Here is a 20,014-nt window from a genome sequence, read left to right on the forward strand (position 1 = left end):
ACCTGTTGTCGCCTCAATCGTCCCCGCTGGCCGGCATCGGGCCATGCGGCAGGTCCGCCTTGCGGCTGCGGAACAGATTGCCGACGAAGTGGCCGAAATCCTCCATGTAGAGGTAGAGCGACGGCGTGATGTAGAGCGTCAGCACCTGAGACACGCACAGCCCGCCGACCACGGCGAGGCCAAGCGGCTGCCGCAGCTCGGCGGCAGCGCCGTGGGCGATGGCGATGGGCAGGGTGCCCATGATCGCCGCCATGGTCGTCATCATGATCGGGCGGAAACGCAGCAGGCAGGCCTGTTCGATGGCATCGCGCGCCGCCATGCCGTTGCGCCGGGCTTCCACCGCGAAGTCGATCATCATGATCGCGTTCTTCTTCACGATGCCGATCAGCATCAGGATGCCGATGATGGCGATGACGCTGAGTTCGACGTCGAACAGCATCAGCGTCGCCAGCGCGCCGATGGCCGCCGACGGCAGGCCCGACAGGATGGTCAGCGGGTGGATGAAGCTTTCATACAGCACGCCCAGCACGATGTAGATCACCAGCACCGCCGCCGCCAGCAGCAGGGCCTGCCCCGACTGGGCGTCCTGGAACACCTGCGCGGTGCCGGCGAAGCCGGTGGTGATGGTGGCGGGCAGCCCCATCTCGCGCTCCGACGCGCGGATCAGATCGACCGCCTGCCCCAGCGAGGCACCGGGCGCCAGGTTGAAGGACAGGGTGACGGCCGGAAGCTGGCCCTGGTGGTTGACCGCCAGCGGGCCGGCCGTGCGCTCCACCCGCGCGAAGGCGTCGAGCGGCACCAGCTTGCCGGTGGTGGTGGAGCGGACATAAATGCGCGACAGCGAACTGTCGTCGCCCTGGTATTTCGGCTCCAGCTCGATCATCACCTGATAGTCGTTGCTGGGGGTGTAGATGGTCGAGACCTGCCTCTGGCCGAAGGCGCTGTAGAGGGTCGAACGCACCTGATCGACGCCGATGCCCAGCGTCGCCGCCTTCTCACGGTCGATGTGGACATAGGCCTGCGGGTTGTTGAGCTGAAGGTCGCTGGTCACGTCCTGCAGGATCGGGATGCCGCGCAGCGCCTGCTCCAGCCGGTCGGACCACTGGTACAGCTCGTCCAGATCCAGGCCCTGGATGGTGTACTGGTAGAGGCTCTTGGACGACCGGCCGCCGATGCGCAGGTTCTGCACCGGCTGCATGTAGACCGCCATGCCGGGAATGCCGGCGACCTGACGGCGAAGCTGCTGGATCACCTCTGTCGCCGAGGGACGCTCGTCGCGCGGCTTCAGGGTGATGAACATCCGGCCCATGTTGCCGGTGTTGCCGCCGGTCCCGACGGAGGAGATGACGTCCACCACCGCCGGGTTGGCCTTGACGATGGCGGCGACCTGCTGCTGCCGTTCCGCCATCGCCGGGAAGGCGATATCGGCCCGCGCCTCCGTCGTCACGAAGATCTGGCCGATGTCCTCGGTCGGGAAGAAGCCCTTGGGGATCGCCTGATAGAGCAGGACGGTGCCGACGATGGTGCCGATCATCACCAGCCCCATCAGCGGCCGGTGGCGCAGAGTCCAACGCAGGGTGCGGCCATAGCCGTTCAGCAGGGCGGAGAATCCCGCCTCCAGCGTCCGGCCGAACCAGCCTTCCTTCTGGTCGTGGGCGTGGGTGAGGAAGCGCGAGCACATCATCGGCGTCAGCGTCAGCGACACGAAGGCCGAGGCTGCGATCGCCATGGTCACGACCAGGGCGAATTCGTGGAACAGCCGCCCGACCACGCCGCCCATCAGCAGGATCGGGATGAAGACCGCGACCAGCGACAGGGTGATCGAAAGGATGGTGAAGCCGATCTCACGCGAACCCTTGATCGCGGCCTCGAACGGCTTCATCCCCTCTTCGACGTAGCGGACGATGTTCTCCATCATGACGATGGCGTCGTCGACCACGAGGCCGACCGCCAGCGTCAACGCCATCAGCGAGATGTTGTCGACGGAAAAGCCCAACAGATGCATGCCGCCCGCCGTCGCGATCAGCGAGATCGGAACGGCCAGCGCCGGGATCAGCGTCGCCGACAGCCGGCGCAGGAACAGGAAGATCACCAGCACGACCAGCACGATGGTGAGGGCCAGCGTGAACTGCACGTCCTCCACCGCCTGGCGAATCGACTGCGAGCGGTCGTTGACCACCTGGATGGCCGCCGAGGCCGGGAGCTGGGCCTGGAAGACGGGCACCAACTCGCGCACGCGGTCCACCACATCGACCGTATTGGCGTCGGGCTGGCGCTGGACCGCCAGCATGATGCTGCGGGTGCCGTTGAGCCAGCTGGCGGTGCGGTCGTTCTCCACGCTGTCCAGCACCTTCGCCACGTCGCCCAGCCGCACGGGGGCGTTGTTGCGATAGGCGACGATCAGCTGGCGGAAGGCGTCGGCGTCGGGAAGCTGCGGGTTGGCGGCGATCACCAGCTGCTGCTGCTGGCCGGTCAGGGTGCCGACGGGGGTGTTGGCGTTGGCGGCGGCCAGCGCCTTCTGCAGCTCGTCGATGCCGATGCCGCGCAGGGCCAGCGCGTTGGGGTTGACCTGCACCCGCACGGCGTATTTCTGCGAGCCGTAGATCTGCACCTGGGCCACGCCCGGCAGGGTCGCAACCTTCGGCTGGATCAGCGTCTCGGCAATGTCGTTCAGACGGGCCAGCGGCAGGGTCGGCGAGTTCAGCGACAGGAACAGGATCGGCTGGTCGGCCGGGTTGACCTTGCGGTAGCTGGGCGGGGTCGTCATCTCCGCCGGCAGCCGGCGCTGAGTGCGGGCGATGGCCGCCTGCACGTCGGCCGCCGCCGCGTCGATGTCGCGATCCAGCACGAACTGGATGGTGATGCTGGTGCTGCCCAGCGTGCTGTTCGACGTGATGGTGTCGATGCCGGCGATGGTGGAGAACTCGCGCTCCAGCGGGCTGGCGATAGAGGCCGCCATCGTCTCCGGCGAGGCGCCGGGCAGGCTGGCGCTGACGCTGATGACCGGGAAATCCACCCGCGGCAGCGCCGCGGTGGGCAACTGGCGGTAGGCCGCCAGACCGCTCAGCACCAGCGCCGCCGTCAGGAGAATGGTCATCACCGGACGGCGGATGCAGAGTTCGGAGAGGTTCACGTCGCACCCCCGGCTGTCTGCGTCCGGGGACCGGCGGCCTCCTCGGCAGCGGAGCCCTGCCGCCGGCCGCCCTCGGCGGTCTCGCCGGCCGGGGGAGCGGCCGGCTTGGCGCGTTCGCTGATTTTGGCGCCGGGGTACAGGCGCGACTGGCCGTCGACCACCACCCGCTCACCGGCCTGAAGGCCGGAGGCGACGACGCTGAGCCCGCCATGGCTGCGCTCGATGGTGACCGGGCGGACCTCCGCCGTCTCGTCGGGCTTGACGACATAGACGAAGCGGCCCTTCTGGCCGGTCTGCACCGCCAGATCGGGGATGGTCAGCGCGTCCTGCTCGACGCGCAGGGTCAGGACGGTGTCGACGAACTGGCCCGGCCACAGCCGGGTGTCGGCGTTGGGGAACTCGCCCTTCACCAGGATGGTGCCGGTCTGCTGGTCGACCTGACTATCGACGAAGGACAGCTTGCCCTCCGCGACTTCGCCGCGGCTGCCGGCGATGCTGGCGGCGACCGGCAGCGAACCCGCGGCCATCGCGGCACGGATCGCCGGCAGATGCTTTTCCGGGACGTTGAAGGCGACGTTGATCGGGCGAAGCTGGGTCAGGGTGACCAGCGGGTTGGCGTCGGCGGCGCGGACCATGGTGCCGACCTTGGCGGTGATGGTGCCGGTACGGCCGTCCATCGGCGCGACGATGCGGGTGAAGCTGAGCGACACCTTCGCCGCCTCGATGGCCGCGAGGTCGGCCTTCACCGTCCCTTCCAGCGCGTCGGCGGTGGCGACGGCGGCGTCATAGGTGGTGCGGGAGATGGCGCTGGTGCGCACCAGCTCGCCATAGCGCTTCACGTCGCCCCGGGCCTTGTCAAGGTTGGCGCGGTCGCGCTCCAGATTGGCCTGGGCCTGACGCAGCTGGGCGTCGAGCGAGCGGCTGTCGAGCGTGAACAGCGTGTCGCCGGCCTTCACCTCCTGCCCTTCGGTGAAGTTCACCGTCTCGACCACGCTGTCGACGCGTGCCTTGATGGCGATGGCGGCGATGGGCTGAACGCTGCCGATGGTGACGATCTGTTCGGGGACGGCCTGCACCGCCACCTTCTGCGTCACCACCGGCACGGTGCGGGCGGAGGCCTGCGCCTGGGTCTTCCTGGCCCCATCCGCGGCGGTCCCGCTGCCCGCCCCGCCATTGTGGAAGGCATACCAGTAGTACCCGCCGCCGCCGACCAGCGCGGCGATCAGCAGGACCAGGAAAAACCGTCTCATCGGATGGGACTCCAATCGCCGGAGCCTGTGGCCGGCAAACGCTTATATGAAGGGAGGCAGGTTGGTTATGCCGGACATCAGAAAATCGATGACGGAGCGCTCCAGCGCCTCGCGCGGGCGTTCGTCCACCTGCATGATCCCGCCGCGGACCATGCCGATGATGAGCAGAGGCACGATTTCCAGGTCGATCTTGCGGAATTCGCCCGACTGCATGCCTTCGGCCAGGACCTGCTGCAGGGCCGTCGCGCTGCGCTGGCTGCGGCGGCGCAGGATGCGGCGGGTGCGGTCGGCCAGATCGGACTGGTCGCCGCCGAGCAGCTTCAACGTCTGCAACTGCTCGCTCAGCGTGTTCACCAGGGCGGAGACCATCGCCGACAAGCGGACCGAAGCGGGAACCTGCTGGGGCGCCAGTTCGACGTTCAGCTTGTGCTCCAGCCCACCCAGCGCCCGTTCGAGCGATTCCAGATACAGCTCTTCCTTGGAGGGGAAGTAACGGTAGAGCGTGGCCTTGCCCACGCCGGCACGCTTCGCCACCTCCTCAACCTGGACGGAGGCGTAGTCACGGCCGGCAAACAGCTCCGCCGCAGCGTTGAGGATCACCTCGCGCCGCCGAGCGCGCCAGTCAGGTATCTCTTCCGCATCAAGAGGCATGAATGGAACTCACGGGTTTCAAAAACTGACGATAGTCGAGATCCTTAGAGTGTCAAGGAACCAGTCTCCAAGAAAAATGAATTCCGCGTCATCTGCGGAAAACCCTTGCCCTGCAAGGGCCTGACAACGTCACTGCGGCAGGCGCCGACCCCTCACGAAAAAGGGCGCGAAGCCCGACCTGCCCAGGCGGAGATGCCTGGGAGGCCGGGCGTCGCGCCCTTGCGGCGGCATGCGATGCCTGCCGGTCAGCTCCGCGTGGAGGGCGAACGCCCGGTGCCGGTTGAGCCGGTCACGCCGGTGGTCGAGCCGGCCATCGACCCGGTGCCCGCCGAGGCGCCGGCCGGGCCGCCGCTGGTGCCGGCGCCCGTGCCGGTGCTGGACGGCGAGGCCGAACCTGTGTTGGTGCCGGTTCCCATACCGAGGCCGGCGGCGGTGCCGGCGGTGGTGGTGTCGGAGCCCTGATGGCCGCCGGTCGTCCGGTTCATCGACGTGGAGGTGGTATCGCTGCCCGCGGTCGCCATGGCGGAGGCGCCGGCGCCGGTGGAGCTGCCCCAGCCCGTGCCGCTCTGGTTTCCGGTCTGGCTGCGGACGCGCAGGTTGTTCTGCACGTGGGAGACGCCGGACACCGATTCGGCGACATCCTCCGCCCGGCGCTTGCTGTTGCGATCGGGGACCATGCCGGTCAGGGTCACCTCGCCGCCGCTGACCGTCACCTCGATGTCGGAGGCGTCTATGTAGGCGTCGTCGGTCAGGCGGTCGCTGACATCCTCGCGCACCCGCTCATCGGAGCGGCTGTAGCCGCGCGGACCTCTGCCACGATGCTGGGCGGCGCGGCGCTCATCCTCGCGGCGGCGCCGCTCGGCATCGTCGTCGCCGAACCAGGAGGCGATCTCGTCGCCGGCCTGTTCCCAGAAGCCGCGATCACGGTTCCGGCCGCGGTCGTCGCCCCGGCGCTCGTAACGGTCGTCGGCGTAGCCGCCGCCATAGTCACCGCCATTGCCGCCGCGGCCTTGCCCGCCGCGGAACATGCTGCCACGGTCCTCACCCCACGAGCGGTTGCGGTCACCGTCGCGCTCGTAGCCTCCTCCATAGCTGGTGGAGGAACTGCCGCCGAAATCGCGCCGGCTCCAGTCGCCACGGTCCCAGTCGCCACGGTCGCGTCCGGATTCGTAGCCGCCGCCATGGCCGCCCTGCGAGCCATAACCGCGCGAGCCGTAATCCCGGTCGCGCTCGCCATACTCCCGGCCGCCATAGCCGAGCGAGCTGCGGCCGCGTACACCGCGGTCGTTCTCGCCATAGGGACGCACGCCGTAATCGCGGTCGCGGTAATCGGCGCTGCCGATGTCGCGGCTGGTATAGTTGCCCTCGGTCCCGGCATTGCCGGCGCCGGCATAGCCGCCGTAACCGCTGCCGCCGGAGCGCCCGCCATAGCCGGCGCCGTAGCCGCCCCGGTTCATGTCACGGCCGCCGCCGAAGCTGCGGTCATAGACCCGCTCCATCTCGCGGGAATTGTCGCCGCGGCGGTCGTCGCTGTCGGAATAGGATTCGCGACCAAAGCCGCCGGATTCATTGCCGACGCGCCCGCCATAGCCGGCGTCGCGGTAGCTGCGGCCCTGGTCGTCCTGGTGGCGGTGGGCCTGCGGGCGATACATGCTTTCGTGCCGGTGGTCGTCATCCTGGCCGTAGACCCCGGAGCGCTGCGGCCCCTCACCCCAGTCGCGGTGCCGGTTCGGCTCCCGGTCGTCGTCGCGCCAATCACGGCCTTCACCCCGCCACCGATTTTCATACTGCGCCATCGTGGTCGGCTCCCTCATTTCCGGATTCTTGGAATGCGGGCTTCGCGCCACGAATGGCGTGGGCGTGCCCGTCCTTCCCCGAACAACAGGAGCAATCGAACGGCGTTCCGGATTTTCAGCGGCCGGCCCCCGACCATCACGGGAGTTCTGGCACGGCACTTGCGTGGTTAAGAGCGGTTGGTTCCACGCATCACTTGCGGCTTCGGCGCTTCATGCACCGAAGCCGCTTTCTTTTGCGCCCCATTATTGGGCAGACGCGTCGATCTGCTTAATTAGGAAGCGGTCGGTCGAGCAGACGGGCAACCGCAGCCCCCAACTCTTCATTGAGGAAGGGCTTGTAGATGATCTCATCCGCATTGAACATGCGCGTCATCTTCAGCAGATAGCCCGCCGGCATGTTGGGCGCCCCGCCGGACATGGCGAGAATCTTCACGTCGGGCTGGGCGTTGCGCGCAGCCTTGATGAGTTCGATTCCGTCGACCTCGGGCATCAGCACGTCGGTGACGATCAGGTCGAAGCTGCGGCGGTCGAGCGCGCGGATGGCCGCGCGTCCGTTCTCCGCCTCCGTCACCTCGAACCCGCGCCCTTCCAGATAGCCGGCGACGGAGAGGCGGACGGCCGGAGAATCCTCCACGACCAGGATGTTGGGCCGAATGGCACTTACCATCATGCACCCGGTTCCTTTTGGGAACCGCCTTATCGAAAAGCCGGCAACGGCCGGCGGAAACCCGCCCCCTTGCCCCTCACCCGCCGAGCGCCGCGACGGCGGCAGCCGCGTCGGCATGGATCTCGAACAGGGACGAGAAGCCGCTGACGTCGAACACCTCGCGGATGTGCGGCGCCATGGCAGAAAGGGCGATCGAGCCGCGCTTCGTCCGTGCCGCCTTGGCGGCGACCAGCAGGCAACGAAGCCCGGCTGAACTGATGTAGGAAAGCTGGGCCATATCGACAACAAGCCGCGTGCCTTCGGCGCCGATGGCCGACAGCAGAGCCGATTCGAATTCGCCGGCATTGCCGCTGTCGATCCGACCCTCCGCCCGCAGAACGGTGACGCCGTTGACCGACTGTTCGGTGATGTTCATACCCTGCCCTCGCCTCGTCTTACCACGTTGGTGCTTATATCATGTCGGCGGACGCCGGACGATGCATTCGCGGTGCGGCGGACGATTCCTCCCGGCCGCGTCCGTCAGGCGACCGGATCGGAGAGCGCCGCCATGGCCGACACCGGAGTGTCCGCCGCCCCGCGCCAGCGCAGGACGAGGCAGGTGATGTCGTCGGACTGCGGCGCACCGGCGGTGAAGCGGGCGACGTCGGTCAGCACCCCGTCCAGCCCGTCGCGGGCGGACGCGCTGGACTGGCCGGCGACCGCGGCGGAAAGGCGGGGGTCGCCATACATCACATTTTCGCCGTTGAAGGCCTCGGTGACGCCGTCGGTGAACAGGAAGACCATGTCGCCGGTGTCGAGCATGATGCTCCTCTCGCCAAAGGGCATGTCGGGCATGGCGGCCAGCGCGATGCCGGGGGTGCGCTCCAGCTCCTTCACCGTGCCGGACGCGGTCATCCGCAGCGGCGGGTTGTGACCGCCGTTGGAATAGGCCAGCACGCCGGTGCGCAGGTCCAGCTCGCCATAGAAGACGGTGACGAACATCATCTGTTCGTTCTCCGCCGCCAGCAGGTTGTTGACCCGGCGCATCGTCTCCGCCGGGCCGACGCCCGATTCGGCGATGGCCCGCAGCATCGTGCGGGTGATCAGCATGAAGAAGGCGGCCGGGATGCCCTTGCCCGACACGTCGGCGATGACCAGCGCCACCTTGTGTTCGGAGATCGGGAAGAAATCATAGAAATCACCGCCCACCTCCTTGGCGGGGATCATGCGCGCAGCGATGTCCAGCTCGGCCAGATCGGGGAAGACCTGGGGCAGGATGGTCAGCTGCATGGTGCGGGCGATCTCCAGCTCCTGCTGCAGGCTGATGAGGCGGCGCTTGTCCTCCAGGGCCTCGCGCAGGTCGCGCACCATCTGGGTCAGCTGCACCTGCTGGGTGCTGACCCGCGTCGCCAGACGGGAGAAGCCCAGCGCCAGCAGGCCAAGCTCGTCGCCCACTCCCTTGGATTGCGCGGATTGGGTGTCGTGGGTCTCCGCCTCGATCTGGCGAAGCTCCTCCAGCAGGGTCTGGCGGGCATCCTCCTCCAGCGTGACGGCCAGCGCTTCCATCTGGCGGCGGATGAAGCGTTGCTGGCGGCGCAGGCGGCGCTCGCGTTGGCCGGCGCTGCGCTCGATCTCGCGCATCACGCCGCGGAAGACCTCCACCGCGCCGGCGATGCGGCCGATCTCGTCATTGCCGGCCGGCAGCTCGACATAGCCCATGGACCGGCCGTGGGAGAGGTCCTGCAACGCCTTCACCGCCCCGTCGAGCGTGGAGAAGTTCCGCCGCAGGAAGCCGTAGAGCAGCCCCAGCGCGCCCAGCAGCACCAGCCCGACTGCCGCGACATAGGCGACCGACCACAGCGCCTGCTCCTCCACCGCCTGGGTAACGTCGGTGGCGATCAGCACGGTGGCGACGCGCCCGCCGGCGAGATCGGCGACCGGCAGGCTGGCCAGCGCGTAGCGGCGCCCGCCGTCGGCGACATGGGTGATGCTGCGCTCCGCCGGGCGGACCAGCGGCTTGACCGCCGGCCAGAGCGGATCGGTCTCGCCATCCAGCGCGGCACCGCTGCGGCCGACCGCGAAGACGCGCCCGCCGGTGGTCCGCCGCAGCACGTCGAGCGCCGCGACGAAATCCAGGCCTGCCACCGCGGCGCCGGTGACGCCGGCCCCGCTTCCCGCGCCGCCGCCGGCTCCGGTCCCGGCATAGATCGGCACGCCGGCCACCACCACCAGACGCTCGCCATCGACCAGACGGACGCCGCGCGCCAGCTTCTGCCCGGACAGGATGGCGTCCAGCGCGCCACGGTTCAGCAGCGGCGCCGGATCGAAGGCCGGATCACTGCTGTAGAGCAGGTCGCCCGTCTTCGACAGCAGGTTGACGTCGGTGATGCCGCCGGTGGCGGGGGCGGCGAGAATCCCCAGCGCGGCGACCCGGCGGTCGAGCGCGCCTCGCTCCTCCACCTCCACGGCGCGGGCGATCTCGGCGTCGCCGGCCAGCCGGCCGAGGCCTTGGTCGATGCGGCCGACGGCGCCGGAGACGGCGAGCTGCCAGGAGGTTTCGAGCCGTGCCAGTTCCAATTCGCGCGCGCGCTCGTCGGCGGCGTCCTCGCGCAGGGCGGCAAATCCGAGAAGCAGGCCGGCCACGATGGTGACGGTGGCGAGCACGAACAGGATGATGCGGGTCTGGAGCAGCATGGGGGGCCTCTCAGCTCCGCGGAACGACGATGGGCCGCGCCAGCAGCAGGGCCAGCCCGGCGGGAAGCAGGGCCGACGCGGCGAGCAACCCGCCGTCCCAATCGACCGCCGTCGACCAGAGCAGCGCGGCCAGGACACCGACCGCCAGCGCCCGCAGGACCGATGGAAGACCACCGTCCCCGGTCTGCCGCCGCACATAGGACAGCGCCAGGCCGGCGGCGAAGCTTCCCGACACGGCGCCGAGGAAGCCGGATGCCAGGGCGGACGTGGACGTCGCGGCGATCACCGCGACGCCCGCCGCCAGAAGAAGAAGCGCGGCCAATAAGGCGGCGATCCGGCGCAGGCGGGCGGGAACCGCGTAGCCCGCGACCAGACCGGCCAGCGCGACCGCCGCCAGAGCGGCGAGCAAGCCGCCGGACAGGTCCCCGGCACCCGGCACCAACATCGCCGCGGCGGACGCCGCCAGCAGGGCGAAGGAATGGATGTCGTCGGCACGGGAATCGACCTCGCGCCGGGGAGCGGCCTCCAGGCCGGAGCCGAGCGCCTCCAGTGCGGAGCGGCGGGTGCGGTCGACGGCCTCCGCGACCTCCGGGTCGAAGACGGCGGCGCGCACCTCCTCGGCATGGGCGGCGAAGCGCTGCCGGCGCTCATGCAGGCCAAAGACCACGGCGTTGAAGGAGAAGAGCAGACGGCCGACCTGATCGCGCGGACGGCGGCCCAGCAGCGTGGCGAAGCGGCCGGCCGCGGCCTCCTCCATCGCGCGGGCCAGCCGGCGCAGCGGCGCACGGAAGCTGGCGCGGGCCAGCACGCCGGCCAGTTCGGCCAGCAGCAGCAGGACCGCCAGCCCGCCCAGTGCCACCGTCGCCAGTTCCCCGGCGATCTGGCCGCGCACCTGTCCGGGCTGCACCCCAACCAGCACATGGCCGGCCGGCGGCTGCCCCACCCCGCCGCCGCCGCCTTCCGACGACAGCCTGCCGATGCGCACCGGCAGGCGCAGGATCAGGAAGCCGTCGCGCTCGATCGGCTGGAGGGTCGCGGCGCGGGTCTCGGGTGTCGGCAGATTGCGCAGCGAGCCGGCCAGCGTCTCCATCTGTTTGTGGTCAGGAAGTGAGCCGCCGGTGGCCGCCGACTGGAGAAGCGCGCCGTCGGCGCCGGTCAGCGCCAGGAAGCCGATGTCCGGGTTGCGGTCGGCGATGCCCTTGAGGAAGGCGCCGACCCCCTCGATGCGCGGAAGCGGGATGCCGTAGCCGATGGCACGTTCCAGATCGTGCTGCACCGCCTCCGCCACCGCGGCGGCCTTGGCGGCCCGCGCCTCGCCCAGCTGCTCCTGTGCCAACCAGGTGCCGAGAAGCCCGATCCCCGCCATCGCCAGGGCGGCGGCCAGAAGGATGACGGCCGGTATGCCGAGCATGAAGGAGCGGTGGCTGCGCGATGTCATGCGAGTTCGTCCAGACGGGCGACTTCGCGCTCCGCCTCGTCGAGGATGTTCAGGCGCCGCCGCACCGCTTCGGTGAAGGCGGGTGCAGGCAGGCCGAGAGATTTGGCGGTGGAATGGGCAGCGGATAGGGCGGGACGAGCGGTCGCCCCCTCCCCCAGCCCTTCCAGGGATGCTGCGAGGTCGGCCAGCGACCGGCGCGGCCCGGCGGCGATCCCCAGCCCGGCCAGCCAGCCGACCACGGCCAGCGGCAGCACGATCAGCACCGCGCCGATCGACAGGGTCAGGGCATAATGGCGCATCGGCTCCGCCATTGCGCCGGACGGCATGCGCACCAGCACGCTGCCGGCCGCCGTGTCGAAGCTGGTTGCGAGACCGACGCCATAAACCCGCTCGGCCCCGCGCACCTCCGACCAGAAGCCGCTGATGTCGCCGTCGGCGCCGTCGGACGCCGATGCCGGGCGGGGCGGCAGCGCCTCCCCTACCTCCACCGCGTTGGTGGAGAAGAGGATGGTGCCGGCCTCGTCGAGGACGGCGACGGACTGGATGCCGGGAAGTGCGGCGCGGGCGCGGGCCAGCAGCACATCGACCTGCGGCAGGTCGCCGAGCGCAAGGCCGAGGTTCAGCTGGGTCTCGAGCGACGTCTTCGCCTCGCTCAGCACGAAGCCGACCTGGGAGGACACGGCCTCGTCCAGGCGGCGCGCCTGTTCGCGCGTCCACAGCACGACGGCGGACAGGCCGGCGACGAACACCGCCACCGCCACGAACGCCGCCAGCCGCGCCCCGAAACTGCCCGATCCCATCCCGGTCCTCTCCCTCCGGCCGTCTGCCGATCAGCTTTCGATCGGCGCGGCCCAATCAGCGCGAATCGCGTTCCCGGCCGCATAGCGCGTACCAGCGCTGCGACGCTCCCTCGCCCGCCGCGACGCGGCCCCAGACATGGCCGCGGTCGAACACGTCCCAGCGCGAGGCCAGCTCATCCACCGCAACCAGTTCGGCGCTGGCGGTGTCGAAGACCGGGTCGGCAGTGAAGTCGCGATGAACCAGCAGCCGCACCAGATCGCCGCCGACGCGGATCAGCCGCTTTGGATAGATGCCGTGGCGCGCCAGATGACCCCAGCTGCGGTGGTTGCGCGTGCTGACGGTGGTGACCAGATGCCGGCGGCCGAGCGCCTCCGCGACTTCGATCCGCCAGTCGATCAGGCGGTGATGCAGGCCGCGCCCGCGCTCCCTCGGGTCGACCATCGCCGACGACATGTGCGCCACCCAGGGCAGTTCCGCGTCCGGCAGGTCGAGGTCGCGGCCCCGATTGTGATCCTCGGCCGCCGGCAGGCCCAGCGCGCCATAGGCGACCAGCGCGCCGTTGCGGAAGATTCCGGCGGTCAGGCCGCGGTCGCCCAGATGGTCGGCGACGAAGTTCCCGACCTCCCCCGCCATGCGGTAATGGTCGGGGTCCTCCAGCGTCGCCACCACGCGGACGCGGAAGTCGGCGAGCAGATTGGAATCGTCCAGGTCCATCATGCGGACGCTCAGCCCGTCCGGCAGGTCGGCGGCCAGCGCCCGCAGGCGGACGGCGGCGACCGCGCGCGCGGCGTCGCCGCGCAGGGGGATTGCGCCGAACGGCAGGGCGACGGGGGGCGGGACGCTCATAATTCGCCACTCACGATTCGATGATTTCCGCGAAGTTGAGGAGGCCGATGGGCGGGTAATATTCCAGCGCCCGCACCGTGGCCATGTTGATGATGACGGAGAAGCGCTTCAGCGTTTCCACCGGAATCTCGGCCGGCTTGGCTCCGTCGAGCAGGATTTGAGCCGCCTTGAAGGCGGTGAAGCGGCCGATGCCGTAGGCGCTGCTGGCCAGCGCCAGCATCGCCTTGTCGGTGCGCACGATCAATTCGGTGACGGAGAAGGTCGGCAGATGCAGCCGCAACGCCTCCGCCGCCACGACGCTGCGGTTGTGGAAGGCGATGAAGGTGTCGGGGCCGATATACAGAATCTCCGCCCCGCGCTGCGCCGCGCGGGCGATGGCGTCGGGAACCGCGGCGGAAATCGGCTCTCCCCGGTCGTTCAGCGGCACCGGCTCCTCGATCAGCTCCAGCCCGCGCAGCGCCGTCTCCGCCCGCAGCCCTTCGATGGTGAGGACGGAGTTGCGCTCCTTCGGGTTGTAGACGACACCCAGCTTCTTGATCGGGCGGTAGGCCTGGATGGTGTTCAGCTGCACCGCGATCGGGGCGATGTGGATGGTGCCGGTGACGTTGCGCCCGGAATGGGCGAGGTCGGGCACGATCTTCGCGTCCACCGGGGCGGCGACGAAGGTGAAGACGACCGGAATGTCGGTGACGTATTTGCGCGGGTCCGGCTCGTCGAAGGGGCCGACGAGGCCGCGTGTCTGCGGCGTACCCCAGCTATAGATCAGATCGGGACGGGTGTCCTTGATCTCTTCGATGATGCCCGGCAGCTTGGCCATGTCGCCGCCGGTGTTGCGGATGGTGTAGTCGACCTTCAGACCGCGGCGGGCCAGATAGTCCTTGAAGCCATATTCGTTGTCACTCTCGCCGCGGCCCAGCACCATGGTGATGCGGAAGGTCTTTTCCGGCACCGCGGCGGCGAGCGCCGACCCGACTAGCGCGTTTCCGGCCAGCGCGTTGCCGACCAGCGGCAGGCCCGGAAGCGCCAGCCCGCCGGCGGCGGCCAGCCGCAGTAGCGAACGGCGGCGGATGCGCCGCAGATCGTTCTCATCGAAGAAGTTCGCGTTCATCGCGGTCATGCCTCCTGCGGCCGGGTTGCCGGGGTGGCCGGCCGGCCGGTGCGGAAGAGAATCCAGAACAGCAGGGCGCTAGCCCCGCACAGAAGGCCGATGCCCAGCATCGCCTCCCGGTAGGAGGTGGCGACCGCCACCGCCATCGCGGTGACGGGGCCGAGCGCGCCGCCCAGCCGCTCGATCAGCCGGTACCAGCCGATGGCCGCGGTTTCCTGCAGGCCACCTTCGCGGGCGATCTGCGAGACCAGCGTCAGCTGCGGCGCGCCGACCAGCGCCTGGGAAAGCCCGAACAGGGCGATGGCCAGCGGCGGCCCCCACAGCGCCTGGGTGGCGACGATGGGCAGGCAGCTGGCCAGCGTGCCGATGCCGCCGGCGGCGATGAAGCCGCGCCGCGCCTGCCAGCGGTCCGACAGGCTGGCGGCCAGCGGCGACACCAGGATGAAGGCGACGAAATACATCATCTGCACCCGGCCGATCTCCGCCTTGGTGGCGCCGTCGGCGGTCAGCAGCAGCGGGACGAGGCAGAAGAGGAAGGCGGTGGAGGCGATCTTGGTCGGAATCGCGCTCAGCACCATCAGGGCGGAGAAGCGGAAGTCGCGGAACAGCGGCAGTGCGCTGCCCATCGCCGGACGCGCCGCCGCGCCGGCCGGACGCGCCGCCGAACGGCCGCGCAGCAGCAGCAGGCTGACCGACAGGCCGGAGCCCAGCGCCAGCACCGCACCCAGCAGGAAGGTGGCGCGGAAGCCCGCCTGATCGGCGATGATGCCGCCGCCGACCGGACCGCAGACGCCGGCGGCCAGCAGGGCGCCGATGAACATCGCCATGCCGGCCGCCCGGTTGCGCGGCGTGGTGTGGTCGACCACGATGCCCTGCGCGGTGATGAGCACCAGCCCATAGCCGAGCGCCGTCAGGCAACGCCACAGCATCAGTTCGAACAGCGAGCCGGCATAGGCGGTCAGCGCCAGGCTGACGGAACCCAGCAGCGCGCCGATGGTGAAGGAGCGCGCCCGGCCCCAGCGTTCGGAGAAGCGTGCCCCGCCCGGCTGCGACAGCGCCCAGATCAGCATGAACAGCGTGATCGGCAGGCTGACCACCATGTCCGGCGTCAGCCACGGCACCTCGCCGGCGAAGGATTTGGCGTAGGCCGGCAGGAAGGGCCGGGACAGCTCCTCCGACAGGCAGAACAGGAAGACCGGCAGGCGCAGGAACACTAGGTTCAGCGGCGGCGGCGGGGTGGCGGACTGCGGATCGCGGAAGCGGAAACGGCTGGCGAGCGCGGCCAACCCGGCCTCGGCCCGGTCGACCCGCGGATCGTCGTCGCCCAGCCGGCTCCGCAGCTCCGCCACCCGCGCGGCGAGGCCGGCATGGCGGGCGTTCACGCCGTCGAGCGCGGCCCGCACGCCACCTTCCAGCGCGCGGTCGTCATTGGCCCCGGCGGCTTGCACTCCGGCGGGTTCGGGGATCACGGGCAGGGTGGCGCGAAAATCGCCCTCCTCCGCCCGGTCGGCAAGCAGCCGCAGGGTCAGCACCCGCCGCATGGCGAGATTGACCACGAGCTGCAGCACTTCGAAGATCAGCAGGACCGAGACGATGACCACCGACAGCACGTCGAGCGCCAGATCGGTGGAGGCCTTCGCCAGGAAGGCGCTGTCGATGCCGACATGCAGCGCGCCGGCCGACGCGCCGGCCCCGCCCAGCGGGTTCTCGACGTCGACGAAGCCGCTCACCAGCCGTCCGTCGGCGGGGCCGGACAGGCGGCCGGCCGGCACGGACGACAGTCCGGCAAGTGGCTTGCCCGCCGTCGCCACGATGCGTCCGCCAGGATCGGTCACCGCGATGTAGGCGATGTCGTCGTGGCGATCGACCTCCGCCGCCAGCAGGGCGTCCAGACCGGCCATGCGGTCCAGCGGGATGCGGACGCCGAGGCCGCGGTCGATCTGCGCCGCCAGCAGGCCGCCGACCGTCTGCGCCTTGCGCGCGAGTTCCGGCTGGAACAGCGGGTCGAAGCTGCGCAGCGACAGCCAGGACGCCGCCCCCGCCGCCACGAGCAGGACCGCCACCGTGACGATGGTCAGCCGCAGTACCAATGCGCTGATCGGGTCGCGCTGCCGCGCCGGCGCGTTCTTTGCGGCGCTGGATTGCCCTCTTCCGGTCATGGCGCGGCCCCTTTCGGCATCGGCGATGCCATGTTCACCGATGGAATGCCGAGGGGAGCCATCGCATCCAGCTCCCGCTCCAGATCCTCCATGGCGCGGTCGGCGTCGGCGATGCCGTGGTTCAGGCGGTCGCGCACCACGCCAAGGGGGGCCGCGCCGGCGGCCAGCCCGCGGCGACCGCCGCCCTGGCGCACGACGACAAAGACGGCGGCGAATGTCGCAAGCGCGGCGAGCAGCACCAGGACCAGAGTTCCAAAGCGCAGCCCGTCTTCGACCGCCGCGACCCGCGCCTTCAGGCCGGCGAGGGAGGAACGCAGGATCACCTCGCCCACCGGCTGGCCGAAGCTGTTGCGCACGCCGGTGCCGATGACCAGCACGTCGCCGTCGATGCGCTGGCGCAGCATGCTGCCGGGTTCCTCGCTCCAATGGACCGGGCTGGGACCGCCGACGCTGTTGCGGTCGGACGCGAACAGCACGATGCCTCGGTCGTCCACCACCTCCACACCGAGGATTTCCTCGCCGGAGGCGGCGCGTTCGGCCTGCGCCTGCAGATCGACCAGTTCGGACAGGTCGAGCCCGAGCGTCAGCCCGTATTCGACCCGGCGCCTCATCTCGTCCGCCACCACGGTCAGGCGGGACGTCGTGACCTCGCGCAGCTTCTGTTCGAATTTCAGTCCCGACAGGGCGACGGACAGCAGTACGGCCGTCGCCACCGTCGCGGCGATGACGGCGCCCGTGCGTAAGGCCAGCACGCCGCCGAGCCTCATTGCAACCCTACATGATGAATTGGTGATACATCAGCCACGGATCGCCCAAAGCTCCATCGCCACCTGGGGGAAGTCACCCGCTAGATGAACCGCGATTCCGCCCGAAGTTGCAAGCTGTTTCCAAATCGGGCTACCGCGTTCGAGTTCGAAATACACAGCCCCGGCATGATAGGGCAGTTGCCGGGGTGCGACGGGCAGCGGCCTTACTCGGATTCCTGGCAACTGGACATTGACCAGCTCGCGGATTTGTTCGACCGGACCGATTTTGACCAGCGCCGGGAAGTTGCGGCGCAGCGCCTCGCCCGGCATGTCCGCCCGTACCGCCAGCACGAAGGTGGCGGTGGTGATCAGCGAGCGGTCGGCGATGGTGCCGACGCGGATGCCGTATTTGCGTTCCAGCAGGTCGATGGGGATGGCGGTCTGTTCCAGCACCGCGCTGAGCGACCGGCGGATCTCCGCCATCACCGGCTCCATCGTGCCCTGCAGATCGTCGTGCCGATAGGGCGGGAAGGCCGGCGGTCGCTTGTTGACCGCGGTGAAGGTTGCCAGTTCGCCGGCCAGCGACAGCATCATACCGTGCAGCCGTTCCGGATGGATGTCGGGCATGCGGGCAACGTTGGCGAACAGCGGTTCGGAACGGTTGGCGACCTGGAGCATCAGGAAATCGGCCATCTCACCGGCGCCGCGCCCGTTGGAGCCGGCGACGCGGGCGGCCAGCGCCTCCGACCGGCTGTTCAGCAGTCCCTGGATTTCGGTGATGTAGCCGGCCAGCGGGGCCAGCGCCTGGACGTTCAGGGTCGGCGGGATGTAACGCTCGTCCAGCGTGGCCCGGCGGTCCGACCGGACCTCCTGGATGCGGGCGAGGCCCAGGCAATGGTAACCGGCGCGCTCCTGCCGCTCCAGCCGGTAGCGCAGGCGGAGCCGCCCGGTGCGGATGCGCGACACGCTGGCCGAGCCGGCGATGGCGTCGACCGTCTCGGTCTCCTCGCCGACATAGCGGGTGGCGGCGTCGGCGCTCTCGCCGACCTCGAACTCCACGCCGCCGCGCTGGCGCACCGGCAGCGCCAGATAGACGATGCTGTTGGCCAGCGTCTCCGGCAGGTCGAGCGGCGGCGGCGGATCGTCGTCGTCGGGGATGTTGATCGGCGTGCCGTCCTCCAGGATGCCCTTGCAGCGCAGCACGGCGAACTTGCCGACGGCCAGAAGCTCGCGGTTGATCGTCAGCTCGCTGATGCCCCAGGCGAAGGGACGCAGGCCCGCCACCCGGCCGCGCACCAGCCGTTCGACATAGCGGTCCTGCTGCTGGAAATGCTGCGCCCGCAGGAACATGCCTTCGGACCAGATGACCTTGTCGTCCCAACTCATGGGCGCTTTCCCTCTTGCAGGCTGGTGGTCGTCGTCATGGGTCGCGCTCGGCCGTCAGCCGCCGAGCGCGTGGCGGTGGATGGGCAGGAGCCGGCGGTAGAGCGCCGCCAGCCGGGTGCCGCCGTCGGCCGTCTCGCCGGTCAATTCCCGTACCGCCGCCAGCAGGGCCGATTGGTGGGCGGCACCGTCGGCTGCGGCCGATTGCAGCAGCGCCTCCGCCTCGCCCGGCGGCAGGGCGCGCAGCCGAACCAGCGCATCGTCGGCATCCGCCGCGCGGAGCAAGGGCGAAGCCCCCTGCGTCAGCGTGTCCTCCGGATCGAGGCCGAGCAACGCTTCCAGTGCCGCCTGCCGCCGCGCCAGCGACAGCACAACGTCGGCGAGCGCGCGGGCCAGAGGGTCGGAAGGGGGGCCGGATGCGAAGCCGGATTCAAAGCCCATGTCGGCGGCCGGCGGCGCGGAGGGCGCCGGGCGGGCGCCGAAGGCGGGCGGCACCAGCGGATCGTCCGCCCAGTCCTCCGGCGGAAGTCCATCCGCCGTGGGCTGCGGGGGCGTTGCAAGTGGAGGTGTCGGGGGCAAGGCCGGTGCCACGGGGGGCGCAGGCTGGGTCGGCGGCAGATCGACCGGATCGTCCAGCCAGTCGTCCGGGATCGACAGTCCACCCGTTCCGCCGCCGCTACCCTGGTCGAAGGCGGGCTGTTCGGGCGCCACGCGGATGGTGCCGAGGCTGTCCGGCGAGAAATCGCGCTGGGCCGCACCGGCCCAGTCGGCGTCGCGGCCGTAGGCATCGGGCTGCGCCGCCGGTTGACCTGAAGCGGCGGTGGGCTGCCAGCCGCCGGTCTGCTTGTCGCTCCATCGGTCGTCGGCGCGCGGCAGGTCGCCGAACAGATCCTCGTCGTCCGGAATCGGCATCACCGGCACCACGCCGCTGTTGAAAGCCGGCAGGGCGAAGGGGTCGTCGTCGGCCGCCTGCGCGGTCTGAGCCGGGGTGTCGGAGCCGCGCAGCACCGCCAGGAAGGGATCGTTGGCGGCCGGCGCCTCCTCGGCAGCGAAACCGGCGCGCATGATGAAGCCGCCCAGGCGCAGCCGATCGCCCTCCCCCACCACGGCGGAGTTGCCGCGGCCGATCGGGGCCGGCGCATCGTTGAGGAATACGCCGTTGGTCGAGCTGTCGATGACGATGTAGACGCCGCCCTTGAACTCCACCATGCAGTGGATCTTGGACAGCGTCCGTTCCGGGTCGTTCAGGATCCAGTCGCAATCGGGACCGCGGCCGATCACCAGCCGGCCGGTGCCGAGGTCGCGCGCGATATTGGAGCCCTGCGACGGCGGACATTGGATCAGGGTCAGGCGAAGCTTCATT

The 20,014-nt window shown here is 69.9% G+C and carries 15 protein-coding genes; all 15 read right to left on the reverse strand.

All coding sequences use genetic code 11. The features are described from left to right. Positions 1-13: 13 nt before the first annotated feature. The 15 genes from B9N97_RS20930 to B9N97_RS21000 all read right to left on the reverse strand — a co-directional run bounded on the left by B9N97_RS20930 (position 14) and on the right by B9N97_RS21000 (position 20,013). Entirely contained in the window at positions 14-3,133 is a 3,120-nt protein-coding gene (locus tag B9N97_RS20930) for an efflux RND transporter permease subunit (RefSeq protein WP_085089667.1), read from the reverse strand. Continuing rightward, positions 3,130-4,383 carry an efflux RND transporter periplasmic adaptor subunit gene (locus B9N97_RS20935; protein WP_085089668.1) on the reverse strand — a complete coding sequence of 418 codons (1,254 nt, stop codon included), beginning with the start codon at positions 4,381-4,383 and terminating at the stop codon, positions 3,130-3,132. Before B9N97_RS20935 ends, B9N97_RS20930 begins: the two co-directional genes overlap by 4 nt. 42 nt (positions 4,384-4,425) lie before the next feature. Beyond that, a complete protein-coding gene (locus B9N97_RS20940) occupies positions 4,426-5,034 on the reverse strand; it encodes a TetR/AcrR family transcriptional regulator (protein WP_085089669.1) in 609 nt (202 codons plus the stop codon). 245 nt (positions 5,035-5,279) lie between these two features. Beyond that, positions 5,280-6,848, reverse strand: a complete 1,569-nt coding sequence (locus B9N97_RS20945) for a BON domain-containing protein (protein ID WP_244560818.1) — start codon at positions 6,846-6,848, stop codon at positions 5,280-5,282. Positions 6,849-7,098: 250 nt separating this feature from the next. Then, complete coding sequence (locus tag B9N97_RS20950) at positions 7,099-7,500, reverse strand: response regulator (protein WP_085089671.1); 402 nt, start codon at positions 7,498-7,500, stop codon at positions 7,099-7,101. 73 nt (positions 7,501-7,573) lie between these two features. Further along, positions 7,574-7,912: an STAS domain-containing protein gene (locus B9N97_RS20955; protein ID WP_085089672.1), complete on the reverse strand. Its 339-nt coding sequence runs from the start codon at positions 7,910-7,912 to the stop codon at positions 7,574-7,576. Between the two features lie 104 nt (positions 7,913-8,016). After that, entirely contained in the window at positions 8,017-10,170 is a 2,154-nt protein-coding gene (locus B9N97_RS20960; RefSeq protein ID WP_085089673.1) for a PP2C family protein-serine/threonine phosphatase, read from the reverse strand. Between the two features lie 10 nt (positions 10,171-10,180). Next, positions 10,181-11,608 carry a HAMP domain-containing sensor histidine kinase gene (locus B9N97_RS20965; protein ID WP_085089674.1) on the reverse strand — a complete coding sequence of 476 codons (1,428 nt, stop codon included), beginning with the start codon at positions 11,606-11,608 and terminating at the stop codon, positions 10,181-10,183. After that, positions 11,605-12,408, reverse strand: a complete 804-nt coding sequence (locus B9N97_RS20970) for a hypothetical protein (RefSeq protein WP_085089675.1) — start codon at positions 12,406-12,408, stop codon at positions 11,605-11,607. The genes B9N97_RS20965 and B9N97_RS20970 overlap by 4 nt, the downstream gene beginning before the upstream one ends. Positions 12,409-12,463: 55 nt before the next feature. Next, positions 12,464-13,255 carry a GNAT family N-acetyltransferase gene (locus tag B9N97_RS20975; RefSeq protein WP_085089676.1) on the reverse strand — a complete coding sequence of 264 codons (792 nt, stop codon included), beginning with the start codon at positions 13,253-13,255 and terminating at the stop codon, positions 12,464-12,466. A gap of 10 nt (positions 13,256-13,265) precedes the next feature. Further along, positions 13,266-14,363, reverse strand: coding sequence for an ABC transporter substrate-binding protein (locus B9N97_RS20980; RefSeq protein ID WP_244560819.1), 1,098 nt, complete (start codon positions 14,361-14,363; stop codon positions 13,266-13,268). A gap of 5 nt (positions 14,364-14,368) precedes the next feature. Next, positions 14,369-16,522: an MFS transporter gene (locus tag B9N97_RS20985; protein ID WP_085089678.1), complete on the reverse strand. Its 2,154-nt coding sequence runs from the start codon at positions 16,520-16,522 to the stop codon at positions 14,369-14,371. Then, positions 16,519-17,274 (reverse strand): hypothetical protein, encoded by a 756-nt coding sequence (locus tag B9N97_RS20990; RefSeq protein WP_244560820.1) that lies wholly within the window; start codon positions 17,272-17,274, stop codon positions 16,519-16,521. Before B9N97_RS20990 ends, B9N97_RS20985 begins: the two co-directional genes overlap by 4 nt. Before the next feature lie 45 nt (positions 17,275-17,319). Beyond that, positions 17,320-18,654: a type VI secretion system baseplate subunit TssK gene (gene tssK / locus B9N97_RS20995; protein WP_085089680.1), complete on the reverse strand. Its 1,335-nt coding sequence runs from the start codon at positions 18,652-18,654 to the stop codon at positions 17,320-17,322. 54 nt (positions 18,655-18,708) lie between these two features. Beyond that, positions 18,709-20,013, reverse strand: coding sequence for an FHA domain-containing protein (locus B9N97_RS21000; RefSeq protein WP_085089681.1), 1,305 nt, complete (start codon positions 20,011-20,013; stop codon positions 18,709-18,711). Between the last annotated feature and the right edge of the window lies 1 nt (position 20,014).

It is taken from the genome of Azospirillum oryzae (assembly GCF_900177515.1).
Classification (GTDB): domain Bacteria; phylum Pseudomonadota; class Alphaproteobacteria; order Azospirillales; family Azospirillaceae; genus Azospirillum; species Azospirillum oryzae_A.